The 18940-nt window shown below is 33.9% G+C and carries 19 protein-coding genes; all 19 read right to left on the reverse strand.

Annotation, left to right across the window (positions count from 1 at the left end):
• Nucleotides 1-133 precede the first annotated feature (133 nt).
• On the reverse strand, nt 134-991 hold the full coding sequence (locus tag ACWG42_RS11630; RefSeq protein WP_455792528.1) for a PhnE/PtxC family ABC transporter permease: 858 nt from the start codon (nt 989-991) through the stop codon (nt 134-136).
• On the reverse strand, nt 991-1764 hold the full coding sequence (locus ACWG42_RS11635) for a PhnE/PtxC family ABC transporter permease (protein WP_455792529.1): 774 nt from the start codon (nt 1762-1764) through the stop codon (nt 991-993). The genes ACWG42_RS11630 and ACWG42_RS11635 overlap by 1 nt, the downstream gene beginning before the upstream one ends.
• The gene (gene phnC / locus ACWG42_RS11640) at nt 1761-2549 is read right to left on the reverse strand and encodes a phosphonate ABC transporter ATP-binding protein (protein ID WP_455792531.1); all 789 of its coding nucleotides are present in this window, start codon (nt 2547-2549) and stop codon (nt 1761-1763) included. Before phnC ends, ACWG42_RS11635 begins: the two co-directional genes overlap by 4 nt.
• 180 nt (nt 2550-2729) lie before the next feature.
• Nucleotides 2730-3701, reverse strand: a complete 972-nt coding sequence (locus ACWG42_RS11645) for a PhnD/SsuA/transferrin family substrate-binding protein (protein ID WP_455792532.1) — start codon at nt 3699-3701, stop codon at nt 2730-2732.
• A 249-nt stretch (nt 3702-3950) separates the two neighbouring features.
• A complete protein-coding gene (locus ACWG42_RS11650; RefSeq protein WP_455792534.1) occupies nt 3951-4730 on the reverse strand; it encodes an ABC transporter permease in 780 nt (259 codons plus the stop codon).
• Between the two features lie 2 nt (nt 4731-4732).
• A complete protein-coding gene (locus ACWG42_RS11655) occupies nt 4733-5494 on the reverse strand; it encodes an ABC transporter ATP-binding protein (protein WP_455792536.1) in 762 nt (253 codons plus the stop codon).
• A gap of 53 nt (nt 5495-5547) precedes the next feature.
• Complete coding sequence (locus ACWG42_RS11660; RefSeq protein WP_455792538.1) at nt 5548-5745, reverse strand: cysteine-rich KTR domain-containing protein; 198 nt, start codon at nt 5743-5745, stop codon at nt 5548-5550.
• Between the two features lie 28 nt (nt 5746-5773).
• On the reverse strand, nt 5774-6130 hold the full coding sequence (locus ACWG42_RS11665) for a DUF1048 domain-containing protein (protein ID WP_455792540.1): 357 nt from the start codon (nt 6128-6130) through the stop codon (nt 5774-5776).
• Entirely contained in the window at nt 6123-6455 is a 333-nt protein-coding gene (locus ACWG42_RS11670; protein WP_455792542.1) for a PadR family transcriptional regulator, read from the reverse strand. The genes ACWG42_RS11665 and ACWG42_RS11670 overlap by 8 nt, the downstream gene beginning before the upstream one ends.
• A gap of 222 nt (nt 6456-6677) precedes the next feature.
• Nucleotides 6678-9392: an AAA domain-containing protein gene (locus ACWG42_RS11675; protein WP_455792544.1), complete on the reverse strand. Its 2715-nt coding sequence runs from the start codon at nt 9390-9392 to the stop codon at nt 6678-6680.
• A 100-nt stretch (nt 9393-9492) separates the two neighbouring features.
• Nucleotides 9493-10254 carry a GNAT family N-acetyltransferase gene (locus ACWG42_RS11680; protein WP_455792546.1) on the reverse strand — a complete coding sequence of 254 codons (762 nt, stop codon included), beginning with the start codon at nt 10252-10254 and terminating at the stop codon, nt 9493-9495.
• 30 nt (nt 10255-10284) lie between these two features.
• Nucleotides 10285-11007 (reverse strand): DUF5131 family protein, encoded by a 723-nt coding sequence (locus tag ACWG42_RS11685; RefSeq protein WP_455792547.1) that lies wholly within the window; start codon nt 11005-11007, stop codon nt 10285-10287.
• 114 nt (nt 11008-11121) lie between these two features.
• Nucleotides 11122-11700 carry a DJ-1/PfpI family protein gene (locus ACWG42_RS11690; RefSeq protein ID WP_455792548.1) on the reverse strand — a complete coding sequence of 193 codons (579 nt, stop codon included), beginning with the start codon at nt 11698-11700 and terminating at the stop codon, nt 11122-11124.
• Nucleotides 11701-11844: 144 nt separating this feature from the next.
• Nucleotides 11845-12348 (reverse strand): GyrI-like domain-containing protein, encoded by a 504-nt coding sequence (locus ACWG42_RS11695; RefSeq protein ID WP_455792549.1) that lies wholly within the window; start codon nt 12346-12348, stop codon nt 11845-11847.
• A gap of 98 nt (nt 12349-12446) precedes the next feature.
• Nucleotides 12447-13799: an MATE family efflux transporter gene (locus ACWG42_RS11700; RefSeq protein WP_455792551.1), complete on the reverse strand. Its 1353-nt coding sequence runs from the start codon at nt 13797-13799 to the stop codon at nt 12447-12449.
• The gene (locus ACWG42_RS11705; RefSeq protein ID WP_455792552.1) at nt 13792-14652 is read right to left on the reverse strand and encodes a helix-turn-helix domain-containing protein; all 861 of its coding nucleotides are present in this window, start codon (nt 14650-14652) and stop codon (nt 13792-13794) included. Before ACWG42_RS11705 ends, ACWG42_RS11700 begins: the two co-directional genes overlap by 8 nt.
• Nucleotides 14653-15224: 572 nt before the next feature.
• Nucleotides 15225-15719, reverse strand: coding sequence for a cysteine hydrolase family protein (locus tag ACWG42_RS11710; RefSeq protein WP_455792553.1), 495 nt, complete (start codon nt 15717-15719; stop codon nt 15225-15227).
• 124 nt (nt 15720-15843) lie between these two features.
• Nucleotides 15844-16746, reverse strand: coding sequence for a helix-turn-helix transcriptional regulator (locus ACWG42_RS11715; protein ID WP_455792554.1), 903 nt, complete (start codon nt 16744-16746; stop codon nt 15844-15846).
• Between the two features lie 282 nt (nt 16747-17028).
• Nucleotides 17029-18897 carry a hypothetical protein gene (locus ACWG42_RS11720; protein WP_455792555.1) on the reverse strand — a complete coding sequence of 623 codons (1869 nt, stop codon included), beginning with the start codon at nt 18895-18897 and terminating at the stop codon, nt 17029-17031.
• Nucleotides 18898-18940 lie beyond the last annotated feature (43 nt).

Below are 18940 nucleotides of genomic sequence, written 5' to 3' on the forward strand. Positions count from 1 at the left end.
CCTAGGACTTCCTTCAGATTCCATCTCACGATGGACACCCTTGTCTTCGACTAGTGGTTAGCGACTAAACCTCCACAGTGGACTTTCACCACTTAGATGTATGCCATGCCCGGCACACGAAAACACTGACTACCTAAGCATTGGTAATCAGTGTTCTTTGTTTATATTTTGTTAAAAAGATTTCAAAGGTAAGTGCACTTAGGAAAATCACAAGGATACATAAGCCAAGTCCTCCATAGTTTCCACCACGTGCAAATTGATTTAAGATAGAACCTATCGTTCCAGGTACTCCAACAGCAGGACCAATGATAACCGCTGCCGCAAAGTTCATTTCACTACGCATCGCAATCCAAGAGATGATTTTGGTAAAAGATGTTGGTAAGACTGCACTTGTTACAATTTGTCCCCAACTTGAACCAGTCGCACGCAATGCTTCAATGGTTCCTTTATCCACCTCTTCAAACGCCTCTGAATATGACTTAATAAAGTACGCAATACTATGGAAACTCATCCCAACAATCGCTGTTGTAGCGCTTAATCCAAATCCAGATACAAATAGAATCGTCCAAATAATAGTTGGTACCGCACGAATAAATCCTGCAATTCCTCGTATGATATTGGATAACCATGGATTGGAAAGATTTCGTGCTGCCCCTAATCCAAGTATCAATCCAATGAAAGTCCCAATAATGGTTGTCATAAAAGCCAACAATAAGGTATTGCATAACGATAAGGTAATATTCTTAATAGATAACATTGAGATACTAGAGTAATCAAAGAATTTCACTAAGATACTTACGATTAAATCAGGACGTACTTGATCCCATTGATAATCGCACATAAACCCAAGAAAGTAGATACAGATACCTCCAAACAACAACAATACTGTATATATGATACGAGAGGTCATATCTCTTTGTTTAATTACATATTTTCCTTTTTTCTTTTTCCGTAGACTATCTACGGATTGCATAGTTAACACTTGTTCCATCATAATAGCCTCTTTCTGATCTGTGTAGATATTTGATCGGTAATAATGACTACGAGCACAATTAACGCAATGGCGGTACATAAACTTTTCATTTGATAGAAGTCTTTGTATACTCCCATCAACCATCCAATACCACCACCCGCAAGCATTCCTACTACGGTTGCACTTCGTATATTATTTTCGGCAGCGTATAAGCTCCATGAAATTAAAGCTGGCATTGTTTCTGGAATCACTCCATGTACAATGATTTGCCAATAGTTTGCCCCGGTTGCCTCGAGTGCCTCCAAACAGTTACTGTTGGCTTCATCAATAGCGTCCGCAAATGTACGAGTTAAAAACCCATAAGAGATGATACACATTACAAGGAATCCTAGAAACTCTCCAAACCATAAAAATGGAATTAATAAGATTGCCCATACCGCTTCTGGTATATTTCTAGTAAAGGACGCAAATCCACGTACTGCATATTTTAAAATGGTATTCTTTCCTGTATTCTTTGATAAAGCCAAAGAGGAGAAGAAGGCAAGTACCATTCCTACAAATGCACCCGCTATAGAGATCACAATGGTCACCCATAATTGATACAACTGGGTAGGTAGTACACTTAGATCCATTGGTAAATATTCTTGTGTGAATCGTACCCAAGAATTCTTAGAATTCACGAGTATTTTTAACCAATCAATTTCTAGGCGTAGTGTGGAAATGGTAATCATCCCTAACAATAACACACACCCAATCAACATCACTTTACGTCTATGGAGGAAATAACTCATGCGCCAACCTCCTCAACTTTACTAATCAATTCAGACATTGGTACTCCATATATCTTTTCAATCACCTCGTTGCTAAGTTCTTCTGGTTTCCCATCAAATACAATTGTTCCCTCATGCATTCCAATGATACGATCTGAATAATGTAAGGCTACATCCACTTGATGAAGATTCACAAGACATGGAATATTCATTGTTTTAGTGATTCCATGAAGATGTTCCATAATAACTTTACTAGATTGAGGATCAAGTGAAGCGATAGGTTCATCACATAACACCATCTTTGGATTTTGAATCAATGCTCTAGCAATCCCTACACGTTGTTTTTGTCCCCCAGATAACTGTGAACATTTCGTATAAAGGCGATCCTTTAACCCTAGCATATCTAATATTTGTGCTGCTTTTTCAATATCTTTTTCCGCATATAAGCCAAGAGCACTTTTCCATGTAGGATAATATCCCAAACGTCCATGCAATACATTTTCTAACACGTTCAAACGATATACAAGATTGTAATGTTGAAAGATCATTCCAATATTTCTTCGAATATCGCGTATTTTCTTTTTCTTCGCTTTGGTCACATCCTCATCCATGAAATAAATATTTCCATTGGATACATCAATCATCTGATTGATACAACGAAGAAGTGTACTCTTTCCAGAGCCACTAGGACCAATCACACTAATGAATTCTCCTTCATGTAAGGAGAAACTCGCATCCTTTAACGCATGCACTTGATTGTTATATATTTTTGTTACGTTGTCTACTCTTAATATTTCTTTTCTCATATCGTCACCTAATTTCCTTTTCTACATGCTGATTGTAACGTATTTAAAAGCGGGATTTGTTAATATGAGGTAAAACGTCTGTTACAAGTTCTTTACATACATATAGATTTATGTTTTTTCTGTAAAGGAAGACATAAGAAAAGCTGTCGTTCTTTTCTAAAGAGGACAGCTTGGTTAGGATTATAATCCTTGTTTGTTCATATCTAGAATGAACTGGTAACGTGATACATCTGTTTTGAAGAAACGATACGTTGTTGTATCATCTTCTGCTTCAAAGAAGAATCCATTCTCTTTCGCAAAGAAATTCTTATTGATCGCATTTTCACTTGTTAAATTTACAAAGTGATCGGTTAAATCTGTTACTTCTTTTTCTGTCAATACTTCTGTATTTACCCAAAGTGGTCCATTTGGTACGAACTGCTCATCGATGATATATAAATCTTTTTCATAATCATCCCCATAGTTACAACAGTAAGCCCCTGCATATACTTTGTCTTGTGCAATCAATGTTACAGAACCTGGATGATTTCCACCGTATTGTACATCGGAGAACAATCCTCCTTCACTTTCTTTCTTCACATTGATTTCTTCTTTCTTAGTAACTACTTTTTCTCCCTCAGTTCCAAAGATTTCCCATAAGGATTGTGTAGGTACTAAACATCCACTTGTAGAAGATGCGGATACAAAGCTAAAGCTTTTTCCTTTTAATTGTTCGTATTTTTCTTCTCTTGTTTTTCCTTCAAAGTCTGCCTTGTTTTTCACATTGGTAGCAATGTACGCATTATATCCTGACTTTTCAGCATTCCCTTCTGGGCCATAAGATACAACTGGAAGTACTTTGTTGTTTTTCTCATAAGTTGTTGCGAACGTTGCCCCACTCTCCCAAGCAATCTGTGCAGTTCCTGATAACATCGCTTCTGTAACTGCGGCATAATCATCTAATACAGATACCTTTACATTGTAATTATCCCCTAATGCTGCTTTTACTTCTTCTTCTAACATAGCGAATGCTTCTTCACTTCTCTCTGGTGTTTTTTCATTTGGAAGGAATGCGATCGTAATGTCCTTTGTTTCTTCACCTCCACTGCTACATCCTGCAAGCAGTGTCATCCCCAATAGGGCACTCATTAAAAATTTACTACCTTTTTTCATATGTTCTCCTTTTATAGTTTACCTAATGTGCTAAGCACACAATTATCATAAAGGAAGTGCGTTCATGTTTTGTAAAAGAGGAGTAAAAAAAGTGTAATTATTCCATGAATTCTAGAGTAGAATGTTCACAAATATGATTTTTGTGTTAAAAACAGACAAATCACATGGATATCTCCCATCCCAGCTGTTCCAATAAACTACCTGCATATCATTCTAAAGAACGCTTATTTCCAACACCCTGATTCTTATTTAATCACAAGATCTTTGTCGATAGATTCTCATGGCGAATAAAAACGCAACGATTAAGATTCCCATACACCATGATAAAGCAACCCATAGTTCATTACCAACCGCTTGGTTTGCGAACAATCCTCTTATACTATCTACGATTGCTGTCACTGGCTGATGTTGTGCAAATATCCTTAAAGCATGTGGCATAGATTCTGTGGGAACAAATGCAGAACTAAGGAATGGTAAATATACTAGAATATAGGAGAAAGCACTCGCTCCATCAGGTGACTTTGCTTTTAACCCAGCGACAACTGCTACCCAAGTCAAAGAAAGCGTAAATAAGGTTAGAATCCCCAAAATAGCGAACCATTGTAAAATACTTGCGGAGGAACGAAATCCCATACATAAAGCAACCACCATAATCACCGCAAGAGATAGCAGATTGGATACCAAGGAAGTAAGAACATGTCCCCAAAGAGGGGCAAATCCTGAAATAGGCATGGAATGAAAACGATCAAAGATACCACTCTTTATATCCGTAAACAAGCGAAGGGCAGTATATGCAACTCCTCCTGCAATGGACATCAACATCACTCCAGGCAACATATAGGTTGTAAATTCAGCACTTGTCATAGTTGCGGCCATTGCGCCACCAAACACATACACAAACAACAACATAATCGCAACTGGTGTTAGTGTTACTGTGATGATCGTATCAAGACTTCGAAAGATATGATGTAAAGAACGTTGCAACATGACCACCATATCACTTATAAAATAATAGCTTGTATGTTTCATATTTACTTACTCTCCTTTGCTTTGATAACAGATAAAAAGATATCTTCCAAACTTGGTTGTTTTACAACGTATTCCACTTTTGCTTGTGGTAATTGTTTCTTTAATTCATCAAGGGTTCCACATAATAAAATTCTTCCTTCATGTAAAATCGCAATTCGATCTGCCAATTGCTCTGCCTCCTCTAAATATTGTGTAGTCAAAAACACCGTGACACCTTTATCAGACATCTCCTTTATTTCTTTGTATACGTCCATCCGTGCCTCTGGATCTAATCCAGTCGTTGGTTCATCCAGAAAAATCACTTCAGGATCCCCTAATAAACTCATCGCAATATCCAAACGACGTTTCATACCACCTGAATATGTGGAAGCACGTCGATCTGCCGCATCCATTAACTGAAATCTCATCAATAAACTTTCTACTTGTTCTTTTACATTTTGAATATGACGAAGTCGGGCAATCAATGTCAAGTTCTCTCTTCCCGTTAAAACCTCATCCACTGCGGAAAACTGACCAGTCAAACTAATCACTTCTTTTACCTTCATCGCATCCCTTGTTACATCATATCCACAAACAACTGCCTTACCTCCATCCGCAGACAATAACGTTGATAAGATCTTAATCAAGGTTGTCTTACCCGCTCCATTACTCCCTAATAACGCAAATACTTCACCTCTTTTCACATCGAAATGAACATCTTTCAAAACTTCCAACTGCTTAAATGATTTCTTCAAACCCTGTACTTCTATCATTTTATGTTCCATCTTTTTTCTCCTTTATAAACACAAAGAGCCAATCATCAACGAGTTCATAACTCTTAAAATGATTGGCTCTGCGTCATTGCGTCTGGCTCTTTTAATATTTTGATATTTCCTTTATTTACATCGATAAGATGTTCCTGTCTACACTTTGGACAATACAAGACAAAGTTCTTCATCACAGTATCTTCCCTTAACATAATTCGTGTTTTGTTTTTGCATATTGGGCACAATAACCATTTCGTTTTATTCTCCATACAATGTTTACTTCTTTTTCCTTGTATTTTATCTTTTCAACTTTTGATGAATATCACGGTTTAATTTTGTACGCCAATCTTCTGTATACGTAGATGCATTGCGTAATAACTCTTCACAAAAAGACGCAACATCATCTCCAGTAACTTCTAATACATCTCTTCCATTTGCGGCACTTTCTTCAAACAACCCGATCAAATCGTTGTGGATTGCCATTATGTCATATCCTGCACCTGAGGCAAAATTCCACATATGCGATTGTATCTTCTTAAAGACATACTGATAATCTTCAGGTAGTTTCTTTACTCTTGCCATCGTTTCTTTATATTCACGTTTACTCTCTATCATTTTACGGATATTGAAATAGTTGTCAAAAAATTCATGCATTGTCTTCACCCTCCTTTAAGTGGTTAATTCTTGATGCGACAAACTCCCATTTTTGCCAAAAAGAAGCGAGTTCTTTTTCTCCAGCTTCATTCAGTTTAAAAAATTTACGGGGAGGTCCCATATCTGATGGTTTCTTTGTAATATCTACTAATTTGTTTTTTTCAAGTCTTACCAAAATAGTATACACTGTTCCATCTACTACATCGCTAAATCCTAACGCATTCAATTTACGTGTGATCTCATAACCATACGTCTCATGATGACGAATGATTTCTAAAACACAGCCTTCTAATACTCCTTTTAACATCTCTGTTAAATTATCCATACAATTCACCCCTAATCTTTGCAGTGGGTATTAAGTACTACTTACTACAGGTATATAGTATCACGTAGTAGTGACTGTGTCAACTATATAATAAAAATAATCGTTGAATATATTTTCCTGTTAAACTGGATACCCTTATACAAAAAAAACCATCATATGAAGGTGATGATTTTTTTTCTATCTATATAGCTATCTTCAAGATATAACACAAAGTTCTTCTACTTATTCTTCATCAAAATTCCCTAGTTCGATTTCATCTACAGAATCTTTTATACAATTTCTTAAATGTTGTATAATCTTCAGTTCGATATCACTAGCTGTTGTCGGCAATCTCAATAAAGGAATATTAGCTTTCCCTAATATGCTATTCTTTAGCAAGTCTCGTTCTTGTTGCTTTGGTAAATCATGGTAACCTCCATCTACTTCAATTACAGAAATAGGATTCTTTCCTGTTTTAAAGTAAATGACAAAATCACAACTGGCTCCTTTATTTATAAAACTTGTTTCTCTGCTGGTAAATACTTCATTATCTATCTTTACTAACTGTTTTAAATAGATTTGTTTATAGGCTACTAAAGATGTAAACTCTTCTTGTTCTAAAATATCCCTAAGTATCGCTGCAACTATTTGTTCAGATTTATAGGTTGAATCTCCCTTTCGTAATTTGGATTGAAGTTTACTTAACGATTTGTCATACTCACTATAAAGCAAATCAAATGCTGAGATTACTGGACTATCAAAAATATCATGATCATTTGCATAATATTTCATATAACGAACTAGTGCAGCAATATATTTATTATTATCTGCAAATACATTATTTCCTGTAACAAGAGTAAACTTATGAATTGCTCGAGAAACAGCAACATTGATTAGTGATGCATTGTCCACAAAATCTATTTGAGCTCTGCTACAGACTTTCTTATCAAGTACCGTAGAAAATATTATTTCACTGCACTCTCTTCCTTGAAACTTATGAATCGTGTCTTTTTTTATTTCTGGTGACAATAATTTATGCGCCAATTTGATCTGTGCATTATATGGAGATATAAAGCCTTTATCGTCACTGAGGTAGCCTGCAAGTTTATGAGTTTTTTGGATAGACTCAATTTCTCTTAAATTAGCGTTATGTCGCATATGATTTCCTAAGGCTGTGATAACAAGTGTTAAAGCATCTTCTCCTTTATCTATCGTCATTGGAATTAATTGATTGTCATAGAATTGCTTATTACAGAATTTAATAATTTTCGGATGACATCTATAATGTTCTTTTAATAGTGTTCTTGGTATATCATTTTCAAATATTTCACATATAGAATCTAAAAGGCTGTATTTTTCACAATCATATAATTCATTTGGACATTTCAATTTGGACGGTGTAGGAATGTGTGGAAGCTGTTTTCTATCTCCCACAACTATCACATTTCGCGCACATGCAAAACATAATATTCCTGGTACTAAATCTTGTTGAGAAGCCTCATCTATAATTACATAATCTAATAGAGCTCCATCAGCGATAGAATTCAAAAGTGAGTGCGTACTACTTCCAATAACAGGAAAAGCTTTTGTAAAGCTATCAAACTCTTTCCTATAATTTTTATCTGTAAAACTAGTAGCTTTATTAGGCATTTGATTATCAATATAACCATATAGGAAATCTAATGAATCCTTTTTTAAATTTTCTAATATTTCATCATATCGTATGCTTTTTAATAAGTTTTCTAATGATTTTTGCTCATCTTTTTTTTCTTTTAATAAACTATTATAAAAATTCAGTTGTAGTCTAAATATATAAAGCAATCTCTCGTCACTTACATTTAAAAAATCACTTTTGATTATTCTATAACTTACCAGCAGCTTTATTTTATTCAGAAAAGTCAATGAACTTTCTGGTAACGAACGTAAATATGTAAGTAACTCGATCGATTTAGCTGAGGACTGTTTTTTCATTGTTATTGTAAATTCATTTGTTATGGAGTCGTTGTACCAATCTTCCAAATATTTCTTTTCAATTTCAATTTCATCTATTTCACTGATGATTTGAGAATACTCATTTTTCACTTTTAAATATTTCGTTAGAGTTTTTAAACTTGAATCTATTTGCTGTATACTCACAGATTTATAGTCTTTTGGTTTTTCATACTTGATAGAGTCGAAGAACAGTTTTTTATTTTTATCATTACCCAATTTTGCAACCAAAAAATCAAGATTTACTTTTTCAAGTTTCTCATATACATTTTCAACTGCCGGATTATTGTTAGAGACGATTGCACAGGTGCCGCCATTTACAATAATATTAGAGATGATATTTAGAATAGTTTGTGTCTTTCCGGTTCCTGGAGGCCCCTCTATCACAGAAATTTGTGATTTGAAAGCCTGTGTTACAGCTTTTAATTGTGATTCATTAATTCCAAAAGGAAAAACCAAACTAGATAATCCTTCTCTTTTAGCAACATCCTTTGTTAAATATGCTTGCAAAGCAGAATCTTTGAAAGCCACTACTTTGTCAAACTGTCTATCAATATTTTCTGCAATTGATTTGTTTTCACCAATTGCGATTGATACTCTTTCAGTAGCAATACCACGAAAATAACCATACACATCATCTGATGAAATATCTGATGATTCGCTTATATGCGCATCCTTCAAATTCAATATATATGGTTTATCCGAATTTGAATATTTTACAATTAAATATTTCTCTCCAACGGCTAGTGCACTTTTTATCTGTCTAGAACATCTACTATTTTTATAAAAAAGCAAATCTCCACTGACTTCATAACACGGAAAAACTCTACACTGGTCAAATGATAGTGCAAACTTTTTCCCTGAATGATATTCAACTGATAAAATAATTTGGTCATTATCTGCATTATTAAAAAGAGACCAATCTTTATAATTTGGAACTTCCTTCCCCTTTAAATATAGTTTTATCATTTTATTCTCCTCCACCCCAATATATATAGTATATCATAAGTAGATCGAATAAATTGAAATATTGTAAAATGAAGCGTTTTAAATAAATCTATGTTTTAAGTTACAATGTTAAGTCCTTCTGTTTTGTTATTTTTTCTAAAGATGATATCTCTAATAAATTCACAGTCTCAACAATACCCTTATAGAAGACTGCAAAATTATTAAACGCACAAGGTAATTGCTTAGCTTTTTCCAAGGTATCAATACATTGTAGACGCAAAGGGATGTTTTCTTGTTCACAATATGCTTTTATCTTTTCAATTGTTTGATAAACATATGGGCACTGCATATCATAATACATCGTTAGATCTTTCTCATCAATTTTTGATGCTTTTCCTTGCTGTGTAAAAGAAGGTATAGTGCCATCAAATGATAAAGCAAGCAGCTCATAATCACTATCTGTTCGATCTACAACTTCAAACCCAAAACTCTTCGCAAAGTTTTGATCACTAAGCCAATGCTTTTGTTTCTTAGAGCCAAGCATACAAATACCAGATTTCCCATTGGCTTTCGCATCTTCTATACAATACTGCATCAAAGACTTTCCATATCCGTGTCCTTTTTCACTACCTGAAACCCATAAACAATAGATATAGTAAAAATTCTCACCAATAATAGGTACCCATGCTTTTTCAAGAGGTGCATATTCAATAAATACAACCGCTTGCTTTTGAAGTTTTCGAAAAACATGACCTTCTTTCAATCGATTCGATAGCCATTCTCTTTTTGCCTCAACACCAGCATGTGGTTTTTTATTTCTTATAATACAACACAAATGTTCATCTGCAATATTTTCTTCTGTTAGATTTATGAAAGTATCCATACTTTATTTCACCTCTTATATCATTCTTCATTAAAACAATTTTTTCCCATTAAGTATATTGATATCTAACTCTTTCGCTAGTCCTGTTTGTTTGAATGGATTCACTTTTTCTATACTACCGTTTCGTATAAACTGTGAACCCGTATTTTTAAACCAGAAGGTTACGTTCGCTTTGATACATTGTTCACGGATGTTTAAAACCCAATCATAATCACATACGCGCACATCACGACCAGTTTCTCCACCTGCGCTCACGTGTTCTACTCCATGTAAATAAGGTGTTAAATCGATGGATTCTAGTAATGGAGCACACGCGATAAAACGTCTTTTTATAGGATAAGATAAAAACAAAGGAAGACGGTAATCTGCTGTTTCCTGATTTTCAACGGTACAACCAATATTCACATTTTCATATCCTGTTCCCCAATCCTCAGGAAGTGATACAAGAAAGCGATCAATACGCTTTGTTAGAATCAAAAACTCAATATCCTGTCTTTCTTTTATCATAGCCCAAGCTTCTTTACGCCACTCATCTGCTTCTGGTAAGAAAAAATCCGTCGCAAAACATGTCGCAAGAATCTTATCTCCTTTGATGTTGTATTCCCCTTTTGCATTCTTTCTAATTGGCCAATTGAATTTATCTGTTTTTTCTATTTTATTTTGTCCATAACGTTTTGCATTTGGTCCATAAAAATAACAATTGCTACAACCCTCACTAATCTTATAACATCCACTCCATGGTTCCCAGTTCATACGTAGCCTCCTGCTTTATCTACACTCTTATGTAGTCTTTTTATTACAGGAATATTATAAAGAAAATCGCACATATTTTCACTGTAAATTTCGGACATGTTTCAATACTTATAGTTAATATCCCATAGCCTGTTTCACTTCGTTCATTTTTTCTTCTGTAGCTAACATACTTAATAATGCATAGGCAACATCTGGTGCTGTTTTAGGGCAGGAAGAAGTAATGATATGTTCATCTATTTCCATCCATTCATCTCCAAGAAGTATACCAAATTCTTTTAACTCTTCTCTTTTATAACCACCTCTTAAATGATAGGTAGTAGCTCTTTTTCCTTTCAAGATGCCGCTTTTCGCAAGAGGGAATGCCGCAACACATACAGAGGCAATTGGTTTATGTAGCTTATCAAATGAACGAATCAACTCTAAAGTTCTATCATCATATGCTTCTTTATAGAAACCATACTCTTGAAAACCACCAGGAATTGCTAAAGCATCATACTCTTGTACATCTACATCTTCAATTACGACATCAACTTCCATATGAACACCAAAAGTACTCTTAACACTCTTATGGAAACCACAAGTAATTACTTCAATATCACAATTGAAGTCATCCCTTGCCCATCCAAACACATCAATGAACGGACTTACTTCCATCATTTCAAATGCATTTAAACACAAAAGCAATATCTTCATAACCCTACCTCCATGTATACTTCATTTATGAATTTATTCTAACATAAGTATACCTATATAAAAAGACTTATCAGTCACCAACCAATAAGTCTAATGCACTCTATGAGTGTTTCTCAATCTCTTATCTTTCTTACTTATAATCGTTCATTTCTCGCTAACCGCAATCCATATTTGAGCATCCCCATCTTCATTCAAATAGCATTCTATATCTGGAGCACCTGATTTCATCCTACCAGTGATGTATCCTTTGTTTAGTGGAACATACTTTGATTTAGGTAACCATTTTGTAATCGCTTGAACTTGAATTTTTCCCATAGTATCCGTTGTACAAGGAAAGATTGCCCAAGTTTGTTTAGGCACTGTATAAGACACCAAGTCTCCTTCCATCTCGTCACTAGAAGAAATCCCAATATAATAAGCAAAACGTCTTGCATCTTCAGAATCAATATTATATTCACTTATTCCAAATAAACCATAAGGTTCTTGCGTTTTTCGAGACATTAATATCTCCTGTTGTGAACTATTACGAAAGGTATTCCAACACTCTTGTATCATCTTTCTTCCTTCTTGTTTTTTGTTTGTTGTTTCGATTCGATAACCTAACACTTTAAAACTTTCTTTTTCTACAATTTGAAATGGTAATTCCATAAATAAACCTCCTTATATATGATGATAGGATATCATACATAATTTTAGGTTTCCTCTTCTATTCAGACCTAAAATGAAGGGTTTCTTCTCATTGGAATCTAAAGATAATGGTAATCCTTTTTATGCTTGAAGATAAAGTATAATGATATAAATAAGGACAGTAGTTCCGCAAGTGGTACAGCAAGCCAAATCCCTAAGACGCCATATATACTAGGTAGTACTAGCAACGCTATGGAAATAAAAACAAATATTCTAAGTGATGATATAATCGCAGATACAATTCCATTGGATAGCGCAGTAAAGGTTGCGGATGCGAAAATATTAATGCCACAGAACAGAAAACTAATAGGAAAAATTAGAAATCCTTCTCTTGCTATTTGATAAACATCCGTTCCTTTTGGTGAGAATATGCTAACTAGCTGTGACCCAAAAGTCATAGATATCAAAAAGATCAAAACAGATACAAGTCCTATAAAACACAAACATATTCGAAATATCTTTTTCAACTTCTCATACTCTTTACTTCCGTAATTGTAGCTAATAATAGGTGCTACACCCATTGTAAAACCAATGTATAACGTTGTTAGTAGAAACTGTGTATAAATGATAATAGTAATTGCTGCTACTCCATCTTCACCTAGTAACTTCATCATTATGATATTGAAAAGAAAGGTCGTAAGAGCAGTTGCTATCTGACTTACAAATTCTGAAAATCCATTTGAGTTACACTTCCATAATACTTGCATATTGAGTATAGGATTCTTAAAGCAAAGAGTTCCTTTATTCCTAAGAAAGAAAATGATACCTATCACAGTTGGAATTAAGTATCCTATTCCAGTTCCTAATGCAGATCCTGCAATTCCCATTCCCATAGGTACTATAAAAATATAATCTAACAATACATTAAACGCACCTGCACATATGGATAATACCATACCAAAACCAGGTTTACCTGCTGTTACTATTAAATTTTGAAATAACACTTGCATAATACTAGCAGGTGTAAATAACAGAATAATAAGAAGATACTTTTTACAGTATGGAAACAATATATCACTTGCCCCTAATGCATAGATGATCTTATCAATAAACAAACAGCCAATCAATGAAACAAGTCCTCCTAAAATAACTCCAGCAATAACAATCAGGGTAAAGTCTTGAGATGCTCGTTCATGATTTCCTTCTCCCATTTTCTTCGCTATAATTGCACTCCCACCAGTCGCCAGCATGGCTCCTAGACCCACAATTACATTGATGACAGGTGTAACTATATTTAATGCAGATAATGCGTTTGTATTAACGAATCGTGATATTACGATTGTATCCCCAATCGTATACAATCCCATAAACATCATCATTACAATAGAGGGACATGCAAACTTTAATAATGACTTCATTGTAAAATCTCTAGAAAGAGGATTGTTAACACTTATGTTTAAAGTATCACTCACAATCACTTTCCTCCTTCATACTTTTCTTTAAGATCATTTTTTGCGTTGGATATCCATACTCAGTCAAAAGTTCTCCTTCCGCAAATCCAATCTTTTTAAAAGCATCTCGATATCCAGTATCTGCTTTATCTCCCTCTCTGAAAGTTGTGACAGAAATAGGTACTTCATTTAAAAGTTCATGGTATAAACGCAATAGAAATGATCTAGCTATATCATGTTTTCTATATTGTGGATGTACCCCGAGAAATTCTACACTACCAGTTTCTTTACAGAATGCCATAGCACCAATCATCATGCTTCCATCAAATATCACGAATGCTTGTTGACTATGAATGCACTGTTTTAACTTTTCTAAATATTCTTCTTCCTTTAGATTTGGAAAACCATCTATCACTTGGTAAACAAGATTCATCCATGCGTCAATATCACTCTCTAATGCATATTGAATATCTGTTCTCCAATCAATTTCTGTAGTTACTTTAGTTGGCTGATTATTCAAATTATATCGCAGTTGCAATGGATAAAATTCTTCTGCTTTCCTATATTCATTAGGCGTTTTCTTATACATAAATTTAAAGCTAGTTGTAAATGCTTGTTGGCTTTCATATCCAGCAATCAAAGCAATCTCCATGATCGATTTGTTGGAGAACACAAGAAGCTTTGCCGATTCCGTTAGTTTCCTTCTTACTACATAATCACGAATACTCATATGAATAGTATCCATAAATACTCGGTGTAGGTGATATTTCGAATAGTGAACAGCATTTGCAATAGTCTCTAAATCAAGCTTTTCTGCTAAATTATCTTCTATATAATCTAGTACAGTAACAACATTAATAATGTTATTCTTCATTGCAACATCCTCCTTTCACCAAGTAATTATATAGATATATTTTAGTTGCTTTTCATTATTATTGCTATCTTTTATATTTTTTAAAGATACCCTAACCTAAAATGTTATCAAGTTAAGAAGGAATAGGTAAATACGTATTTGTGAATGAAATGCATACGAAAAGTCAATAATCTTTTTAGATTCTTGACTTGCTTTATATTCCCGTTAATTAATCGCTCAATTATTTATATTACAGTTTTTTCCTCTCTTGTGAGCTTTGACATAATAAAATGCACCTCCATTAATTAGTTGTCCAATTTATGGGGTGCACTTCAAAATTCACACTTCATTAGAAGAATCTAGAATAACGTGGTTTTCATAAATAATCTGTTGCATTACAATAAGACCTATCTTTGATAGGTAAAATCAAATACAAATTTTGATTATTTAAGTTTTCTACGTTTCACTTATACTACTGAATATGTAGCATCAAGTGCGCCGGACAAAATCAACTCCTCATATAGTTACCATATAAGAATTATACCGTATACGCATAAAGATTCCAGTATATTTATTCTTAAACCCTTATTTTACTAAGCTTCAATCAGTTCACTTAACTTCATAATCTTACAACCTTTGCTTTCATAATACTTCAACATCTCATCGATTTTACGTTTATCGTAACTTGTAATACAATCCGATAAGACATTTACTTCATAGCCTGCCTTTCGCATATTAAAGGTAGTTGATTTCACACATATAAAAGCATCTGCACCTGTTATAAAGAATTCACTAATACCATTTTTATTTATAAAGTCTACAAACTCCTCACTCGTTAATGCATTACTCTTTGATTTTTCAAAAACATGATTTGATACAATGTTCAAACCTGTAGCTAACTCAGATCCAACAGTATTGGGTTTGAACGTTCTTGTGCCATCTGATAAATTATAATGTCTTATATAAACTACTGGAATTTCGTTTTTAACTGCCCAATCTATAGACTGGTTGATATTGCCTAAGATTTCTTTGTAATTCTTTGTCATATCATTTTGAATATCTATTACTACTAATGCTTTTTCTGTCATATTGACCTCTCCTTATAAATGGATAACATCACATCTACGTGTGACTACCATTCGTTAACATATTTGATAACTTTGTTCTTCATATGTTAACTCCATCATACCATTTATAACTTGCAAAGCCGTGTCATGTTTTATATTTATCTGCTATTTTTCTTACTCTTTCTGATATGATATCGCGTATACTTTGAGGAGAAATAACTTCTACTTTCTCACCACATGAAAGAACATAGCGAAATAATAGTTCATTATTGGGCATCAGTGTCTCTACTATTAAATTCCCATCTTCTCTTACTATTACCTCTTCATCGAATTTCTCATATACTTGAACGGACATGCTTTTATCAAATAAAAGCGTTACTTTGACCATGTCCATTTCAAACTTTTCGGATCTTGAAAAAATCCCCTCTGGCACCGCTCGTACATAACCATCATCTTTCATAACCAAATTCTTAATGCGTGTTAGCTTAAAAAAACGATAATCATCTCTCATACAACAGAATCCATATAAGTACCAATCATAGGACTTAAATACCAACTTCAATGGTTCCACTAAACGCTCAACAGCTTCTCCTTTTCCATTGTAATATTGAAAGGATACTTTCTTACTCTTAAAAATTGCACTTTGTAGTGTATGAAAGACTTCTTTTCTCGCACCAGTTTTTGTCCAACTTGAAAAATCAAATTCAAACCAGTTTGTATCTTGTTTTTGAAACACACTACTTAACTTTGATAGTAATGCACTTGTATTATCATCTTCCACCATTCTAATTCCCTGTAATGCCATAATGATTTGTTTTTGTTCTCCTTCACTAAGAATAGATTTATTTAATACAAATTTATCTTGAATAAAAATTCCTCCTCCTTTTCCCTGTGTAGCATATATAGGTATACCAGCAGAACTTAGAATATCGATATCTCTATATATCGTTCTCACTGACACTTCAAAATGCCTTGCTAGTTCTGGGGCAGTCATATTCCCTTTTTCTAACAAAAGATACACCATTTGAAAATATCTATTATCCTTCATAAAAACACGCTCCCTTACTTCATGTATTGAACTTGACATGAGTGGTCATGTTTTAATCATACTCTTGTAAGCTTTGATAATCAATCATAATATATTGAAGAAAAACACATACATTCCATTGAAGCATCCAATAGTTTTTTTCATCTCAAGAATAAAAAGCTTATCTCCAATTGAGTTCTAGTCATAAGTTAAAATTCTAACAAAAAAAGACACCCATCCGATATTAAACTTGACAGGTGTCATCATTTCATAATTCAGAATCTTTACGAAGTTATTTCTGTACTAAGATTCATACTTTCTACTTTTTTTCCTAAGGATAACAAGACCTATACCTGAAACAAATGTCATCATTACAAGCAACTCTATTGATGAACTATCGCTAGTTTCAGGTGATTTATTCGTGCTATTCTTATCATCACTAACAGTATCTTTTGTTTTTCCAATCACGCCATAATAACTTAAGTGATCAGTTACAAAAATTATATGACCATCCTTCACTTCACTTGGAATAACAGTTACATTTCCACTATCACTAATATAAACAACCTTTAAATTTGTCATAGCTTTCATCGTATCTGTTAATGGGATACTTATCTTTAACTTACCGTTTGGTTGAATTTTCAATCCATCTTTCATCATAGAAATATCATACAGTCCATCTAAAACAAATCCTGGAGCGGCTTTATCAATATCATTCTTGAATGTGTTCATTTCTGCTTGTGATTTTGAAACAACAGCCAGCGTAAAATCAATCTCAATCGGTGTACCGTCATCATATTCTATTTTTACGCCCGTCTCAGAGTTTGTGATTGATATTTCTGTCTTCTTTTTAAGATTTGCCAATGCATTTTCAATTTCCTTAGCATATCCATCAACAATTCCTTGTTCACTTTTATCCTTGCCACGAATAACTGCATTTTTTGCATCATTCAGTGCATTAACACTATCTTTTGTATAAATACTTAAGTCAGAAGGGATTTTAGCAATCGCTGCATCTACTTTATCATAAATGGCCTTTTTAGGCTCCAATGCCTTAATTGCATTTTCAATCGATAAAGCATAACTATTTACAAGGTTTTGTTCCAAAACCTTTTTTCCTTTAACGACTGCATCTACAGCAGCTTTTACATTAGTTAAGTCAGACGCATAATCATCAGGATTCAATGCATTCGCTTTTGTAATCGCCGTTTCAACTTGGGAATAGTTTGCTTCACTAATAGTAACAGTTGTATTCTCATCTGTAACTTTAGGTAAATAATGGTCAGTACCATCTAGAATTATACTTCCTGCTGAAAGTATCTCCAAAACAGCACCTGTTTCGTTCTTTTGAAAAGCCTTCAACGCAAATTTATCACCCTGCAAATCTAGATTACCATTCGTATTAATAATAATGTTTTTTGCATAAATCGCTCCAAAACCACTTCTGATTTTGACGTCTCCTCCAGTGATATTGACCTTTCTTTCGCCCTCACCTGTATCACCAGGCATCCATATGCCAACTCTCCCAGTATCAATATCGAGATTACCACCTGTAATATCTACATTCCCTTTAATAGTATATATTCCATCAGAATCTGTAACATTGGGCGTATCTATTTTAAGTGATCCTCCTTGAAGCGCAAAACGGCTAACAATTATGCAAAAGCCCATATTTGTATAGATATCACCCGATTTAATGGTAATATTATTCCCTCCAATTCCATAAGGAATTTCTTTAGTAGGTGAGGCATCTTTTCGAAGTATATTAAGTTTTGCATCATCTGTTTTAGCAACAATCGTTATGTTGGATTCAACGTTTGCATCAGGACCGTCTGACCTAATTGTAGAACCAAATGTAGATCTTCTTGTTTCAATTGTATTTTCGCCCTCTAATATGATGGATATATCTCCATAGGGTAGACGTAATGCATCGTCCTCTCCTTGTATATAACTATTTTTAAGCATTAACGTTCCACCACTATCTGTAGGAATCCATTTCCACCCTTCACTTTCTAACATATCCGTAGTTTCTGTTATCTTTGATACATCCAACATTGTTGTTCTAGTTGGTATATTGGTTTCACTTGCTAAAACCTTTGTTGGTAATATCCCCATAGTCAAAGCAAGTGCTAGTGCAATCGATAATATTTTTTTTAATTTATTCTTTTTCACGCTATTCTCCTTATTTATATATTCGTTTATTGTAATTTCTACA

Source organism: Amedibacillus sp. YH-ame10, assembly GCF_053848885.1.